This is a genomic window from Streptomyces inusitatus (assembly GCF_014651115.1).
In the GTDB taxonomy this organism is placed as follows: domain Bacteria; phylum Actinomycetota; class Actinomycetes; order Streptomycetales; family Streptomycetaceae; genus Streptomyces; species Streptomyces amakusaensis.
The window spans coordinates 196,915-211,286 of record NZ_BMWG01000001.1; the positions used below are offsets into that span (position 1 = coordinate 196,915).

The window sequence follows — 14,372 nt, forward strand, 5'->3', positions numbered from 1 at the left end:
AACACCAGGTCAGGGGCCTGATCCGCGAGAGCGGGTCGGGCCCCTGAGTGGTTTCCCGGACTTCTTGGGAGCCATTTGGCTGACCAGCCCCAAAGCCCGGCCCTCCCCCGCACAGGCAGTGCCCGGCAGACTACGAGGAAACGGTCGAGCGCACGCACGGGCGGTCTGCGCCACAGCACGAGGTGGATGCCTAGACGGACGGCCATACACGTGCCCGATCCTCCGATCCACCAAAGGCAGCCAGGCGGGATCTCCATAAGTCGCCCTTGACTGCGACCCTTCTGGGCTACTGCGCACGGCCTCATTGAGCGCCATGGCGCCACTTCATGGCTGGATCTACAAGATCGAGTGCAGATCGATGCCCGTGCGCCCCATCACGGCCAGGACCACCCAAGGCCGCCCCCATGGGAACGAACATCCACCCACCATGCCATCGGATCACCTCCATCAGCTGGGCGTGAAGGCCCTGGGGAGCGTGGACCCTCGCATGCATACGCGACCTCAGGAACGGCGTCCGGCATACCACACCAACCCTGCACACAGTAAGCAAAATTGACGAATAGCAGGATGCTTGAATATCTTCACCCAACCCAGACTGCACAGTAACTTACATGCCTGACAAGGAAGTTACCCGTGAGTATTACCGTTGACTCCTCGCGCCTCTCCCTGGTGCGCGAGGAGTCCACCTACTTGGCGATCCGGACCAGCCAGGGCGGCCGGACCGTCTACACAACACGCATCCCACTCGCTGACCTCTCTGTCATCCTCACCATCCCTGATCCGGCCAAGCCGGACCCAGACAACCGCAAGGTGGACATCAATCACGCCAAGGGCTTCGGCCAGTACCTCGCTGACAATCCCGGCTGGGTAGCTCCGGCCCTCCTTATCCGCGATACCGGCGGCTGTCGATTCGAGCCGATCAGCGAAGATGGCTCGGTCGGTTACCTCACCGTCCCGTGGTCTATCGGTGGCATCGGCCGTCTGATCACTATCGATGGCCAACACCGCATTCTCGGAGTCCACCTGGAAAAGAAGCGCATTACGGACGAGGTTTCCCGCATCGACCGAGAGATCCACCGCGCCAACGAGGCCAAGAAGGTGAAGCTGGAGCAGGACCGCGAGGCCCTGATCGGCCGAATGCAGCGGCTCAAGGACGAGTTCGTCGGCATTGACATCTACGTGGAGCGTGATGGCGTCAAGGGCCAGCAGATGTTCGTCGACGTCGCGGACAACGCCAAGGGCATCTCCGGTGCCGTCCGGGCACGCTTCGACACCTCTCGCATCGCCAACCGCACGCTCAGCGACATCGTCACCCACCCCCTTTTTCTGGGCAAGGTCGACATCGAGCGGGACCGGATGACCCTGACCAACCGCAACCTGATGGGCGCGAAGCACGTCGCCGACATCACACGGGCCGTCATCGCCGGTCCGGGCGGTCGCGTCAGCAAGAAGGTCGAGTCGCTGACCGACAACGAGGTCATCGAGAGTGTCCGCAGCTTCCTCGATGTCATCTCCATCGCTTTCAGTGCGCTCGCGGAGATCACCGAGGAGGATGTGGACCACTACGACCCCTCGCTCTCCGAAAAAAAGAAGAACGAGCCGCCGGCTCCTCCCACCAAGGCCATGAGGCTGCGTGAGTCCTCGCTTCTGGGCTCAGTGGGTATGCTCCGCGTCCTGGGTGGTGTCTACCGCAACCTGCGCGAGGACGGAGCCGAAGACGGTGACATTCAGGAGTTCTTCAAGCGGCTCGATCGGCATATGACCGCACCGGTGGCCGAGGACAGCATCTGGCGTACTACAGCTGCGGATGAGGATTTCGAGCGAAACGCCTCCGCCCCGATCATGCGTCAGCAGAACGTCGTTCACCTGACCAAGGTCATTACGGACTGGTACAAAAAGACCCCGGCTGCTATCTGATCCGCCGGCAACACAGGAGCCTCCTCCACATCTCACACGGAGGGGGCTCCTTGCTTCCCAACGTACCCGCCGGAAAATCGAGTGCACGTGTCCAACGATCCTGAGGGTCTCATACCAGGTGGCGCCCCCGTTGGAGTTCGAAACAGCATCGGTCCCGATCGGCACCATCTCGTGAGGCGTCGAACGGCTATTACGCTCCGGATGCCAGAACAGGCCGTCCGTTCCAGTCGACTGGCAGAGGCCCGGCTGGCGGGTGGCGATCTGGACGGGGCACTGGACGCCGCGAACTACGGTGCGGCGCTTCTGGAGGACAAAGTCAGCTCGGTGCGGGCATTGGACCGGTTGAAGGAGTTCTCCTTGCAGCTCGAACCCCATCGGGCCGTCCCGTCCGTACGGGAATTCCGCGAGCGCCTCCAGGCGGTACCCGTGGCGGCCTGATCTTCCCTGCTCAGGAACTTGCCCCTCGGAGTGAGCGTCCGTGAGTGCCAGGATGGGCGGTATGACGGTGATCAACGGTGAGGTCGCGGCAGGGTTCGAACCGGTACTGGAGGCGTTCGCGGCGAACTTCGCCCGGCGCGAGGAGATCGGCGCGGCGGTCTGCGTCTACCAGGACGGCCGCCCCGTGGTGGACCTGTGGGCCGGGGTCGCCGATCCGGACACCGGCCGCCCGTGGAAACGGGACACCCTTCAACTCGTCTACTCGGCGACCAAGGGCGCGACCGCCACGGCAGCACATCTGCTCGCCCAGCGCGGCGAGCTGGACCTGGACGCCCCGGTGGCCGAGTACTGGCCGGAGTTCGCCGCGAACGGCAAGGCGGAGATCCCGGTGCGCTGGCTGCTGTCCCACCAGGCCGGCCTGGTCGCCCTCGACCAGCCGGTACCGCTGGACGAGGCACTGGCCTGGCACCCTATGACGGCGGCCCTGGCCGCCCAGAGCCCACAGTGGGCTCCGGGAACGGCGCACGGGTACCACGGCCGGACCTGGGGCTGGCTGGTCGGCGAGGTGATCCGCCGGGTGTCCGGCCGTACGCCGGGCAGCTTCTTCGCCGAGGAGATCGCCGCGCCGCTGGGGCTGGATTTCTTCATCGGGCTGCCGCCCGGTGAACGCGACCGGGTCAGCCGCATGGTGTACCGGAAGCCGGACGTCGACCTCACCACCGTGCCCGAGGAGTCGGTCCCCGAAGACCTCCGTGACCTCGTCGCCGCCTGGCGCGACCCGAACTCGCTCAGCAACAGGGCTTTCGCGGTCACCGAACCGGCGAACATCGACTTCGACTCCCCCGAGGTCCAGGCCGCGGAACTCCCCTCGTCCAACGGCATCGGCACCGCGCACGCACTGGCACGCATGTACGCCGCGCTAATCTGCGAGGTGGACGGAGTGCGTCTGCTCAATCCGGGGAGGCTGGCTTCGGCGACCGAGGAGCAGGCCGACGGGCGGGACGAGGTCATGATGGTACCGAGCCGTTTCAGCTCCGGATTCATGCTGCCCACCAACGACGTTCCCATGACCGGGCCGAGTGCCTTCGGCCACACAGGCCGCGGGGGTTCACTCGGCTTCGCCGACCCTGAGCACGGCATCGCGTTCGGCTACGTCATGAACCACATCGTCAGCGGCTCGGACGACATGCGAGCGACCGCGACGGTCGAGGCAGTTCGCGAGTTGCTGGCATAAAGTCCAGCTCACATCCTGAGACTTCGCCGAAGTCGAGCTGCTAGGCCGGGCAAAGCGGACTCACCGCTCAATCTTCGCCAAGGTTCGATGTCAGAGGGCCACTGGCTCCACACCGCTACGGGAGTGCTGCGGGCCGTGCGCCTCAGCGAGGCCCACCTCTCTGTCCTGACCAGCTACATACCGCTGAGGCCCTGGCAGACCGCCGGGTGACGAAGCCCGTGAAGCAACCCCAAGATCATGACGGGACCGAATCTCTGGAGAGCGGTGCAGTCCACCCACCGCGCGCTTCAAGCTGCGCCCATCACCCATTCAGGTGATATCGCGCCGCAGAATTCACATGGTCATAGGGGAGTTGCTAAGAAAGCCCCATGTCCGCACTCTTCCCTGAGCCCACTGATCATGACCGTCTTGGAGACCTGGATGCTGCAGGCCGCATCGAGGTGGGCGACACGCTGCTGAGCCAGTTTCCCACAGAAGCTACTTGGCGTTCGGAGGCTTTCAAGCATGCCGCCAACCGCCATGGGCTGCAACCGTCTAAGGCTAGGGAGTACGTAGTACTTGCCCGGTGGTTCAGCTCGGACATGCGAACGCGCATCTTCTCCAATGTCCAAGTCTCCTACACCGTCTTGAGGGATGCGGCCCGCGACTACTCCAGATCTAACATGCCTGATCATCAGCGCTGGGACGCTCTTCGATCAATGATCGAAACTGCGACCATCAAAGGTCGGAAGCGTGTGACAGCAGCTGAGTACCGGACCGCAATCGGCTCCAGACCCGTACCGAACCAAGCCAGCACCATGCCAGCCGAGGCAGTAGTTCGCCAGCTCGAACGCCCTGATGTCTGGCAAGCCGTGATCGATTACATCGCGGCAGACCCCGCCAGTCGCAGAGAGGTCCTTCGGCAACTCCTGGATTAGTGGATAAACCTTCGACCGACGGATCAGCCAGCAGCTGTTGCCTTCCACGGCAAACGTCAGGAGCTGAGTCAGGCCGTGCAAGCAAGAGTGGTGAGCAGCGGCCACCACAGGAAACGCCTCGGCCATCCCATGCAAGCGGCCAGGCAACGTTCTCCGCTGCGCCCCGCAGGCATGTCCCTCCTGGAGCCGTCTGGAAGCCAACCTGTTCCCCAAGCCCCCGCGATACTGCCCGAGCCCACTGCAGACCAACGCTGTGACCAGGTGAAACGGCACCCCCAGCAGATGGTAATCGCGACCGAACCCCATTCGGGATAAAGCGACTGTGGGGCTCAAATCCCACCATCCCGACAGCTGAAATACCAGGCCAGGTGCCCACGGGCCTGTCTTATAGGACATCTGGGAGCCCGATCTCGGCATCGGGCTCCCAAGGGACCGGGCCGAGCGTCCGGAAAGCTCACCGTGTGGCTTGTGCCGCTGTGAGGGTTGGCGGTACGACGATCACATGCACCGTTGGTCACCTCTCAACAACCGCCAGCTCGCCCTTCTGACCCGGATCGGGGAAGGCGTTGAACCGGTTACTTCGGACAGCCCCGAACTCGCCCTCACTGCGAGAGCGCTGAAGGAGCGGGGGCACATCGCCATGCCCAAGGAGGGTGGGAGATGGCGGGCGGAGATCACCGAGGTTGGGCGTTTCTATCTCCAGCACGGCCATCACCCCGACCGGCCTGACCCGGCACTGCGGAAGAACCGCCCGGCGACGGCGCCCGGACGCAAGAAGCGGGAATCCGACCGCGCCACCGAACAGAAGGTCACTGAGCGGAAGCTCCCGGTACAGCGTGTCGCGAGGGCTTCTCGGCCTTCTCCGGGCGAGATCGGGCGGGCTCTGATCACCGAAGTGCAGGAGGCCGGTCGCTTCCTGCGGGTTCCCGACCCGGACGAGGCGGAGCGAGCCCGCTATCGGAGGGCGTTCGACGCGGCTCGCCGGTGTGCGCCGGCCGGGTATCACTTGAAGTACAGCGGGCGGACCAAGGGGGACTTCTTCTTGGGGCTGCTCCGGGTGACCGGGGAGGACGACACGGAGTGGAATCGGATCCGGCTGGCACGCAGTCGGGTGATCACAGACGTGGACGACGTCCTCGCTGCCGTCACCGCGGACCACAGCGCCTTCGAGATCTCCGGCGGAGTGCTTCCTCGCGTGTTATCCCTGCTCCGCCTCATCTCTGAGCAGGTCCTTCCTCTCCACGGGGAAATCGCGGTGTCCAAGAAGCGCAGGCAGCCGAGGCCTCTGCTCACGGTCCATGGCCGGACGTACGAGATCACCTTCAAGGAACGGCAGAAGCAGGTCCGGTACGTGCCCGAGCCGGCGGGCCGCCGTGCGTACGACTGGCAGCGGGTCGTCCCGGCGCAGCGGTTTGAGCCGTCCGGGGAGCTGGAGATGACTGTGGCCCAGCAGCAGGGCTACAACTACGGCTGGAAGAAGGAGTGGGCCGACAGCGAGAAGAAGCCGCTGGAGGACCAGATTGGGTCGGTGCTCCGGACGCTCAGGACTCGGGCCGATGAGCAGGAACGGGCCCGGGTGGAGCGGGAGGCCGAACAGCGGCGGCAGCAGGACGAGCGGGAGCGGCAGGCGGCCGAGAATCGCCGGCTGGAGGCCGAGCGGCAGGAGCGCGCGCAGCGAGAGTGGGAGGCCGCGGTCGGCGTGGCTTCGGTGAAGGCGGTGGACGCGGCTCGGGCCGGGCATTTCGGCACCGCGCTGGAGCAGTGACGTACCGCGGAGGAGATCCGGATCTTCTGCGACGCGCTGGACGAGGCCGCTGCCCGGACGGAGGACACCTTCGAGGCCGAGCGGCTACGGGAGTGGTCGGCGTGGGGCAGGGCCGAAGCCGACCGTCTGGACCCCACGTTGAGCGGGAAGGGCCTCGGTGTCCAGGACTTCTACGCAGAGCCGACGGAGGGCGAGTTGCGGCCGTTCCTCGACGGCTGGCACCCGCACCGGCCGGAGAAGGTGAAGCCGCCGGTGGAGCCCGCACCGCCCAAGCCGGAGCCCGAGCGGTGGCGTGACGGTTTCAACGACGCACGTCGGGACCAAGGCTGGAGATATGGACCCCAAGGCCGCGCTCAATGGTGGAGGCGATGACGCCGTGCCCGCGGTCCCGTAGCGCCTTCACTGACTGCTCGACCAGCTCGCCGAGCCGCAGTACCTCGGCACGCAGGGCGACGAGTTCGTCGTGGCGCTCGGTCTTCTCCTCCCCGCACCACTCCCGAACCGTGCGCAGTGCATCCGCCTCCGCGTCCAGCTTGCGTTCGTCCCTGCGGTGGTACGAGTGCCAGGAGGGCCGGTCGCGCTCCTCGTCGATGGCCTGCTGCCGACGGTCCACCTCCGGCAGGACTTCCTCGGCCAAACGCTGTGCCACCTGCCTCGCGATCTTCTCGGCCACCGGCCAGCCGGCCAGGCAGGAGCCGTCGCGGTCCTCGTGGACCATGGCGTCTCCCCGAAGATCGGCAGGCTTCATGCCAACCAGCGGTGCCGTCTCGTCGAGGTGACCGAGCTCCAGTACGCCCGCGTCGGCAACCGCCTTGCGCAGACGCAGCCGTCCTTTGGGGCGGACGAAACCCAGAATCATCCGCGCCGCCTCGAACTCGGCACTCCCCCGCACCTCCCTCGACACCTCGGCCAGGGCGAGCTCCGCCGTGTCATCCGCACGGAAGGCGTCGGCATCGGCCCAGAGGGCGACCAGACAGCCCGCGCTGACCCACTCCTGGAGTCCGGCCTCATCACCGTCCAGAAACCGCACGTGGATCCTTCCGGACCGGCCGGGGTCTCCCACCCGGACGATCTCCACCTGGCGCAGAGCGCCGCCCAGTTCCTTCGGCTTGGCCCGGTAGGCCCAGCGGTCTCCGATCTCCATGCCTCCATTGAGCCAGGTCCACGGTGCTTCCGGGCCCCATCGGCAAGATCTCGACGGGGGCCGAATTCGGAATCGGCCCGAAAGGAGTCGTACGGGAGGCCGGATCTACCGCCGGACTTGGATCAGGGCATGAGTGCCGCTTGTACGCCAGGCGCTGCCGGAGCGCTCCAGGGTGTCCAGGGTCTTCTGGTCCAGGCCTGTGATGACGTCGGATTTGAGGGTGCGGAGGGCTGCGACGGGGGTGGGGAAGTGGGCGGTGAGGTCCGCGAAGGGGGTTGTGGGGTCCCACAGGTGGTCGCCGACGAGGCGGCGGTAGTTGAGGTCGCCCTTCAGGATGGTCAGGGTGGCGGTGGAGAGCTGGTCGCGGAGGTCGTCGGGCATGTTGGCGTAGGGCAGTGGTGCGCAGAAGAAGGGGTGGGTGCGGATTTCGAGGCGGTCTGTGGCCATGGCTGCTTGGAGGCGGTGGCCGATGGCGCCGGCCTCGCCGGGGGCTTGGGTGAGGAGGCGGAGGGAGTCGATGGTGTCGGTGGGTGTGGCGTCGGAGACGTAGTACGGGTGGGGCTTGAGGTGGAGGATGGCTCGGGCGGCGTGGCGGTGGGTGAGGAGGTGGTCGATGAGGATGAGGTCGGGGATGAGTTCGCGGCCGGCGTTGTCGGCGATTACCGCGATGGTGGAGTCGGCGGTGGCGGGGAGGAGTCGCCAGAGTGCGGATTCGTCGTTGGCGACCAGGGCGTTGGTGGCGGCGGCGGGGGTGGGGTTCGCCTGTGTGACGCGGAAGCCGAGGTCGGCGCGGTTGCCCCAGAGGGAGGCGTGGAGCAGGGCGGTGGCGCGTTGGTCGGCCGGGGTGGATGCGAGGGCGTCCAGGGCTTGGAGTTCCTGGTGCACCGCTGGGGTGAGCAGTTCGGCCTGTTTGAAGGGGGCGAAGGGGTCGACGCCCTGCCAGGGGCCTGTGCCGAAGTATTCGACGGCTTCGAGGAGCCTGCGGTAGAAGTAGCTCTCGGCCCAGAGGAACGGGGCGTCGAACCATGGGCGGCCGAAGTGCTCCCGGCCCCATTCCGCCCACTGCTCGTGGTCGTGCGCCGAGGGGACCGAAGGGTCCGAGGGGGCCGAGGGGGCGAGTGGTTCGACGACGCCGTTGGTGATCTCGTCCAGCAGGGTGTCGAGGGCCTTGTGCTGGCGGCGGCTGTACGGGAAGGCGTCTCGGACGCGCTGGATGAGGGCCGGGTGGCGTTTGGCGAGGACTTCATGGGCGAAGGAGCCGGGCTCGTCGCTCAGGATGACCGGTGCTTGGTGGGGGGTGGGGGTGGGGGAAGGGTTGTCCGTCATGGTGCTCAAGCCTTTCGCCGGCCGCTCGGGGGTCCTTGATCTCCAGGGTCCCTGATCAGCGGACCAGGATCAGGCCGCAGCTGTAGGCGCGGGCGTGGCCGATGCCTCGGGTGAGGGCGGTGACGAAGATCTGGGGGTCGGTGATGGTGAGGGTGCCTTTGATTTCGGCGCGGGCGAGGCGGAGGCCTTTGTGGGGGGCTTGGCTGGAGGCTTTGGGGAGCATGCGGAGGGCGAGGTGGTCGGGGTCGGCGTCGGCGCCGATGCGGGTGACGCCGTCGGGGGCGACGGGGGGTTCGCCGAGGGGTTGGAGGCGGCGGGTGAACCAGGACTTGACGTGTTCGGGGCGGGTGTGGGGGATGCGGGTGCCGCGGGTCTTCTCGGGGGAGCCCGGGGCGGGCGGGCGGTTGTGGACGGGGTTGACGACGGTGCGGAAGTCGACTTTGTCGCCGGTGTGGAAGGTGCGGTCGACGGTGAGGGAGTGAGGTTTCTCGGCGAGCGCGGCGCGGGGGAGGCGGTGCCAGTCGCCGGGGACGGCGGACTGGACCACCAGGGAGAGCTGGGCCTGTCGGAGGTCGACGGTCCAGGTCGAAAGGATGCCCATCTGGGAGCGGGCGTCGCGGCTGCCGTCGTCCACCCAGCCCGCGAAGCCGCTCATGACGGTCCGGTGCATGTCCTGGGCGTCGATCAGGGACTTGGCGGCGAAGGGGTGCCGGGCGTCCAGGGCGAGCAGGGTGTGGGTGGTGACGAACCTGGCTGCCCTGTCGGGTGTGGTGTTCACGGGATGATGTCCCATTCGCTGGCGTGCTGGTCGATGGTGATGCGGTGGCGCGTCTCCCACCGGAGGCCGTGGACGGGGCCATCGGCGTCGAACCGGACGGGCTGGTCGGAGATGGGGCCGACGCCCGGGAGGGGGTGCGGGCTCTCGATCCAGGCCCAGGGGCGGGCGCGCGTCGCCGGGGCGGCGGCCGGGACACCGGCGGCGGGGAGGAGGGGCTTCGCCCTGAAGGCTTCCTCCAGGGTGCCCGGCACGATGCCCAGGGCCAGTTCGCCGGAGGGCGGGCAGGACTTGCGGCCGAGCCAGAGCAGACGCTTGGGGTGTTCCAGGGCGTGGGCGATCCGTTCCAGGAGTGCGGGATCGGAGTGCTGGAGGCCGGCGAGGAAGGCGGCGTCGGCGAGGTACCAGCGCTCGGTGAGCATCGCGTTGCGGCGGACCTCGCCGGAGACGAGGGCGCCCGAGACCGGATCGGCGGCGATCTTCTTCGGCGCGCCGTACCAGGAGTCGAGGGTGTGGCGGCCGAACGTGCCGGTGCCGGTGGCGATGGCTGTGTCCGGGTACGCGGCCGTCGCCCGGCGGTGGTCGGTCGCGAGGTCGCGGGGGCTAAGCGGATAGGTCCCCCCGCCGACGGTGTGGTAGTCGCGGAGCGGGGTGCCGGGGTGGTCGGCGCGTACGCCGAAGAGGGTCTCGGCCAGCTCTCCGAGGGGCTCGTCGCGGTGGAGCCCGAGGGCCGCGGCGCACAGTCCGATCACGCCGGACTTGGTGGGCCGGGGGTGGGTGTCGCGGAGGGCGAACCGGCCGGAGACGCCCCAGGACTGCAAGGGGCCCGCCAGCCGGATGAGCAGGACGTACGGCTGGGTCATGGGGTGAGGTCCTCGGTCCTCTCGACCACGGTCGCCGAAGCGGACAGTTCCGGTTCGTGGAGGAGGGCGTCGATCCGGGGGTCGTACGTGAGGACCCGCGAGGTACGGAGATCGTCGCGGCGGCGGCTGACGAAGGCGTGGTGGCGCAGCAGCCTGCGGACCGCCGCGGGGCCGGCCGGGCCTTCGCCCCCGGCGCTCTCGGGGGACTCGTCGACGGGGAGCTGGAAGGCCGCGGCGTAGTTGTAGGGGCGCTCGCCCTCGAACGCGAGGACCAGGGCGGGGAGGGAGCCGGTGGAGGCGGTGGAGTTCTTCTTGGCCTCGGGGAACGCCTCCACGAAGCCGTTGACGAACTCCTTCTCGGCGTCGGCGGCGGCCTCCTCCGCCTCGTCCTCCGTCATTCCGGCGATCCGCAGATTGACGCGGAGCTGGGTACGGTCGAGAACGGCGTGCCGGTAGAAGGTCCCGGAGATCAGGGACTGGTATCCCGTCATGCCCGCACCGGCGTCGTCCGCCGCGTCGAGAAAGCTGAGGGCGTTCCGCTTGCGGTCGAGTTTCGCGTCGTCGGCCGCCGCGTAGAAGTCGTCGATCTGTTCCGCTTCGTGCACGGTGAAGGCGTGGCCGCTCTGTACTGCCCCGTCGACGTTGGGCGAGTCCGCGATCTCGGCGAGGAAACGTCCGTAGAGGGCGATGTCCACGGCGTCGCGGGGCGCGATGGCGAGGAGGACGGCGTCGCGCGTGGCCTTGGGGAGGGGCGGGGGCCTGGTGGCGGCGGGTTCCGCGGTGGTGGCGCTCTCCTCCTCCGGGGGAGGTCCGGCGTCGGACTTCTTCCTGGCCGTCCGGCGGGACTTTCTCAGCGCCTCCGTCTGGACCAGGAGGTATCCGTCGCGCCACGCCCTGAGTTCCTCGGCGTTCCCGGCGATGTGGCCCGCGATGCGCGAGCCGGCGTCGGCGGGCGCGAAGATGAGGACCTTCGTCAGATTGGCGACCGTCTTCTTGCTCGGGTCGCCGAACTTCAGACCGCTCGCCTCGATGACGGCGCGCGCCGTGGCGACGGCCTCCTCCCGCTCCCAGCCGTGGGCGGACTCCAGTTCCCTGGCCGCCAGCAGCGCCCACTCCCGCGTACGGATGCCCATGCTCCGGCCGCCGAGGGGGCCGAGGCCCGCGTTGGCGCGGTTGCGGGCGTAGACGCGCTCGGCGCGACGGCGGGCCTGGCTGGTGATCATGTGCCGTTCGGCCCCGCCGTAGACGAGGCTTTTGGGCTGCCCGTTCTCGTCCCGCACCGGGAGGACCGCGACGAGGGTCTCCAGGAGGTGCAGGGAGAGGAACTGGCTTCGAGGGGCCTCGGTCACGTGGTCGCGTCCTTCCGCGTGGTCGTCTGTGTCGTCGTCTGCTTGCTCTGCGTGGCGGTCCGGCTCCGAGCCGCCGCCGGGGTGTGGAACTCGACCGACCACTCGTAGGCGATACGCGCCCTGCGGTCGTGCCAGCGGATCAGGTCCTCGGTGAGCTGCGTCCAGGAGGGCGGGGCCTGGTCGCAGGAGCGGAGTCGGGTGATCGTGTGCTGGAGATGGCGCCAGGGGATGCGGCGGCTGGCGACGACACGGTCCAGCAGGCGCTGCGCGCCCGGGTTGTCCGGGCCGCGCCCGGTGCCGTCGCCGATCCGGCGGGCGGCGGCGCCGAGGCGGCCGTGGCCGTACGAGGGCGTCGGGCGGCCCTGGTGGTAGATCGCGAAGAGGAAGGCCATCCGCTCGAACAGCTCGCGGTGGTCGTCCCCGCCGTACCAACCGGCCCTGATGTGGGCGTTGGTGGGGTTTCTGGCGCGGCGGAGGTCGGCGAGCGTGCCGTACTCGCGGTTGCGTACGAGGGTGGTGAGCCAGTTGGTGAGGCCCGCGCTGTCGTGCGGGAGGGCACTCCGGACGGCGAAGTCGCCGAAGGGGTCACCGGGTTCGCTGTCCTCAGTCATGCGCGGTCTCCCCTCGGAGTTCGGCGGGTGCTCTGGCGCTGCCCATGTCCTCGTCGAAGCGCCGCTCGGCGCGGGCGCGGGCGCGGTGCCCCTTGCTGTTGGGCGGGAGCGGGTCGAGGCGGTGGGTGAGCTGGGTACGGGCCGAGGTCATCAGGGTCCGGGCGTAGTCGACGAGAGGGGCCGAGACCGGATCGTCGTCGTCCACCAGTCCTTCTTCGATGACCTCGTCGAGAAGCTGGTAGAAGGGTTCGGCGGCCGAGGGCCAGAACTCCCACCGGGCGTCGAAGCGCGCCACTTGCGCCCCGTCGGCGGCGTACGCGGACGGGTGGGCGATCTCCGAGGCCACGACGGCCGCGCGCTTCAGGCTCCACGCCACGTACTCGGCGACGATCGAGCCCCGGTGGGACGCCCGGTGCAGATGCCGCTCCATACCGGGGGCGTACGGGTAGCTGCCCTGCGTCCAGGCGACCGGCAGGGCCTGCTTGGTGAGCAGGCCCACGGCCCACATCTGGTACGGGGCGCCCGGCCCCCTCTTCTCGTACGGCAGGGAGCGGAGCCTGGCGTAAAGACCGGTCTCGCTGTCCTTCACCGCGCCGTACAGCGCGTGCGCGTCCCGCCACTGCGCCCTGGTGGGGGACGGCCACAGCGGCTTCTCCTCCCCGCCCAGGGTCGTGCCGAGGACGGCGTCCTGAAGGTGGCGTTTCAGGTCGAGTTCGAGGACTTCGCCCGCGCCGATCAGTACGCGGTCGACGACGACCTGGCCGTCCGCGCCTCGGTTCGGGCGCAGGAGTACGGAGCGGCCGAGGGCGCTGTGGAGGTCGGCGGAGCCCCTCGGGGCCCTGGGCGTGGCCTTCTCCGCGAACCCCCGGCGAGAGGTGGTGCCGTCGCTCCACGAGGTGTTGAGGGGGGTGCCGGGGCCCTCGGGCGGATGGAGGTTGAGCCGCAGCGTCTCGCCGAGCGTACGGCCGAGCGCCACGATCCGGATCCGTCCTTGGAGCCGGCCGGCGGCCAAGTTGGTTATCCTCGGGCCGAGTTGTCTGCCGGACATCCGGGCGCGGCCGTACGGGGCGTACACATGCTGGGTGAGCATCGCGCGGAACGCCTCGGCCACCGGGAGCGGGTCGTCGTGCTCAAGGTGGTGGTGGTCGAAGTGCTGGCTGTAGTCACCGGCGTACTCGATGACCAACTGCGCGGGGCCCGTGCCCTGTTCGTCGATGAGCGGGGCGAGCGCGGAGTTCTGGCCGAGCGGGACCTCGGGGTGGAAGAGGTCCCACGCGCCGGCGGGCTGGGCGGCCAGCCACTCGGACGCTCCGCCGAGTCCGTGTTCCTCGGCGATCCAGGTGCGCCACTCCTCGGGCGAGGAGGGGCAGGTGCCCGAGGCGAAGCAGATGGCCAGCAGATATTCGATGACGGCGACCGTCTCGCCCGGGGTGGTGCCGTCGACGGTGCTCAGCCGGTCGGCCTCGGCGAGCAGGGCGCACAGGGAGTGGTGGGCGGGAGCCCCGTCGAGGGTGACGGTGGGGATACAGGGTCGGTATCGGGGGTCCCAGCGGGGACGGGGTTCGGCAGGGTCGGAGGTTTGCGCTTCGGACAATGCCTGACTACCGCTTTCTGGACATGGTCGACGGACCAATGCGGTGACGTTCCGGAACGACAGGAACGACAGGAACGCTAACAGTTGGTGATCGGAGGGGTGATTGATTCGGCGAATCATCCCGACCGCCGTCGCCGCCGGAGCAGGATCGTGAGCGTGGCGCGGGCGTCGCGGCGGCGTTCCGGGGTGGGGGCGAGGACCGAGATGAGGGCGACGGCGGACAGGACGCCTCCGTACAGCAGGCCGCCGGTGGCGGTGGCGGTCGCGGTGACGGCGGCGGTGTCGTGGAGGAGTTCGGGGAGCGGGGGCATGGGGAGCCTTTCGTTCGAGGGCCGGGAGAGGCCGGGCGAAGCGGTGGCTCACAGAGTCGGGCGGGGGCGCGGTGTGCGGATAGATTCCGTCCCTCGCGGGGAGTGATTTACGCAGGTCAGAGGCGGGT

At 68.5% G+C, this 14,372-nt stretch carries 13 protein-coding genes and 1 pseudogene; 6 read left to right on the top strand and 8 right to left on the bottom strand.

Translation table 11 applies throughout. The features are described 5' to 3' along the window. Window positions 1-633: 633 nt before the first annotated feature. From IE247_RS00890 to IE247_RS00910, 6 genes and pseudogenes are all read left to right on the top strand, one after another. A complete protein-coding gene (locus tag IE247_RS00890; RefSeq protein ID WP_190120875.1) occupies window positions 634-1,917 on the top strand; it encodes a DNA sulfur modification protein DndB in 1,284 nt (427 codons plus the stop codon). Window positions 1,918-2,124: 207 nt separating this feature from the next. Beyond that, a pseudogene (locus tag IE247_RS00895) lies at window positions 2,125-2,355 on the top strand (transcriptional regulator); the annotation flags it as partial. 61 nt (window positions 2,356-2,416) lie between these two features. Further along, entirely contained in the window at window positions 2,417-3,589 is a 1,173-nt protein-coding gene (locus tag IE247_RS00900) for a serine hydrolase domain-containing protein (RefSeq protein ID WP_190120876.1), read from the top strand. An 87-nt stretch (window positions 3,590-3,676) separates the two neighbouring features. Then, on the top strand, window positions 3,677-3,799 hold the full coding sequence (locus IE247_RS34700) for a hypothetical protein (RefSeq protein WP_268247163.1): 123 nt from the start codon (window positions 3,677-3,679) through the stop codon (window positions 3,797-3,799). Window positions 3,800-3,957: 158 nt separating this feature from the next. Further along, window positions 3,958-4,506, top strand: a complete 549-nt coding sequence (locus tag IE247_RS00905) for a hypothetical protein (RefSeq protein ID WP_190120877.1) — start codon at window positions 3,958-3,960, stop codon at window positions 4,504-4,506. Between the two features lie 502 nt (window positions 4,507-5,008). After that, window positions 5,009-6,271 carry a cell envelope integrity TolA family protein gene (locus tag IE247_RS00910; RefSeq protein WP_229868382.1) on the top strand — a complete coding sequence of 421 codons (1,263 nt, stop codon included), beginning with the start codon at window positions 5,009-5,011 and terminating at the stop codon, window positions 6,269-6,271. A 301-nt stretch (window positions 6,272-6,572) separates the two neighbouring features. On the opposite strand, the gene IE247_RS00915 is transcribed toward IE247_RS00910, so the two are convergent. The 8 genes from IE247_RS00915 to IE247_RS00950 all read right to left on the bottom strand — a co-directional run bounded on the left by IE247_RS00915 (window position 6,573) and on the right by IE247_RS00950 (window position 14,244). Continuing rightward, on the bottom strand, window positions 6,573-7,415 hold the full coding sequence (locus IE247_RS00915; RefSeq protein ID WP_190120878.1) for a PE-PGRS family protein: 843 nt from the start codon (window positions 7,413-7,415) through the stop codon (window positions 6,573-6,575). 105 nt (window positions 7,416-7,520) lie between these two features. Continuing rightward, window positions 7,521-8,741, bottom strand: a complete 1,221-nt coding sequence (locus tag IE247_RS00920) for a damage-control phosphatase ARMT1 family protein (protein ID WP_190120879.1) — start codon at window positions 8,739-8,741, stop codon at window positions 7,521-7,523. 55 nt (window positions 8,742-8,796) lie between these two features. Continuing rightward, window positions 8,797-9,519, bottom strand: coding sequence for a type I-E CRISPR-associated protein Cas6/Cse3/CasE (locus IE247_RS00925; protein ID WP_229868384.1), 723 nt, complete (start codon window positions 9,517-9,519; stop codon window positions 8,797-8,799). Next, on the bottom strand, window positions 9,516-10,379 hold the full coding sequence (gene cas5e, locus IE247_RS00930) for a type I-E CRISPR-associated protein Cas5/CasD (protein WP_190120881.1): 864 nt from the start codon (window positions 10,377-10,379) through the stop codon (window positions 9,516-9,518). Before cas5e ends, IE247_RS00925 begins: the two co-directional genes overlap by 4 nt. Further along, window positions 10,376-11,728: a type I-E CRISPR-associated protein Cas7/Cse4/CasC gene (locus tag IE247_RS00935; protein WP_190120882.1), complete on the bottom strand. Its 1,353-nt coding sequence runs from the start codon at window positions 11,726-11,728 to the stop codon at window positions 10,376-10,378. Before IE247_RS00935 ends, cas5e begins: the two co-directional genes overlap by 4 nt. Beyond that, window positions 11,725-12,339: a type I-E CRISPR-associated protein Cse2/CasB gene (casB, locus tag IE247_RS00940; protein ID WP_190120883.1), complete on the bottom strand. Its 615-nt coding sequence runs from the start codon at window positions 12,337-12,339 to the stop codon at window positions 11,725-11,727. The genes IE247_RS00935 and casB overlap by 4 nt, the downstream gene beginning before the upstream one ends. After that, window positions 12,332-13,933, bottom strand: coding sequence for a type I-E CRISPR-associated protein Cse1/CasA (locus IE247_RS00945; protein ID WP_229868389.1), 1,602 nt, complete (start codon window positions 13,931-13,933; stop codon window positions 12,332-12,334). Before IE247_RS00945 ends, casB begins: the two co-directional genes overlap by 8 nt. Window positions 13,934-14,049: 116 nt before the next feature. Further along, a complete protein-coding gene (locus IE247_RS00950; protein ID WP_190120885.1) occupies window positions 14,050-14,244 on the bottom strand; it encodes a hypothetical protein in 195 nt (64 codons plus the stop codon). Window positions 14,245-14,372: the final 128 nt, after the last annotated feature.

What these genes read in the sequence shown, in the direction of transcription:
- IE247_RS00900 (WP_190120876.1), top strand. Translation starts at nt 2,417, where the DNA reads ATGACGGTGATCAACGGTGAGGTCGCGGCAGGGTTCGAACCGGTACTG.
- IE247_RS34700 (WP_268247163.1), top strand. Translation starts at nt 3,677, where the DNA reads ATGTCAGAGGGCCACTGGCTCCACACCGCTACGGGAGTGCTGCGGGCC.
- IE247_RS00905 (WP_190120877.1), top strand. Translation starts at nt 3,958, where the DNA reads ATGTCCGCACTCTTCCCTGAGCCCACTGATCATGACCGTCTTGGAGAC.
- IE247_RS00910 (WP_229868382.1), top strand. Translation starts at nt 5,009, where the DNA reads ATGCACCGTTGGTCACCTCTCAACAACCGCCAGCTCGCCCTTCTGACC.
- IE247_RS00915 (WP_190120878.1), bottom strand. Translation starts at nt 7,415, where the DNA reads ATGGAGATCGGAGACCGCTGGGCCTACCGGGCCAAGCCGAAGGAACTG.
- IE247_RS00920 (WP_190120879.1), bottom strand. Translation starts at nt 8,741, where the DNA reads ATGACGGACAACCCTTCCCCCACCCCCACCCCCCACCAAGCACCGGTC.
- cas5e (WP_190120881.1), bottom strand. Translation starts at nt 10,379, where the DNA reads ATGACCCAGCCGTACGTCCTGCTCATCCGGCTGGCGGGCCCCTTGCAG.
- casB (WP_190120883.1), bottom strand. Translation starts at nt 12,339, where the DNA reads ATGACTGAGGACAGCGAACCCGGTGACCCCTTCGGCGACTTCGCCGTC.
- IE247_RS00950 (WP_190120885.1), bottom strand. Translation starts at nt 14,244, where the DNA reads ATGCCCCCGCTCCCCGAACTCCTCCACGACACCGCCGCCGTCACCGCG.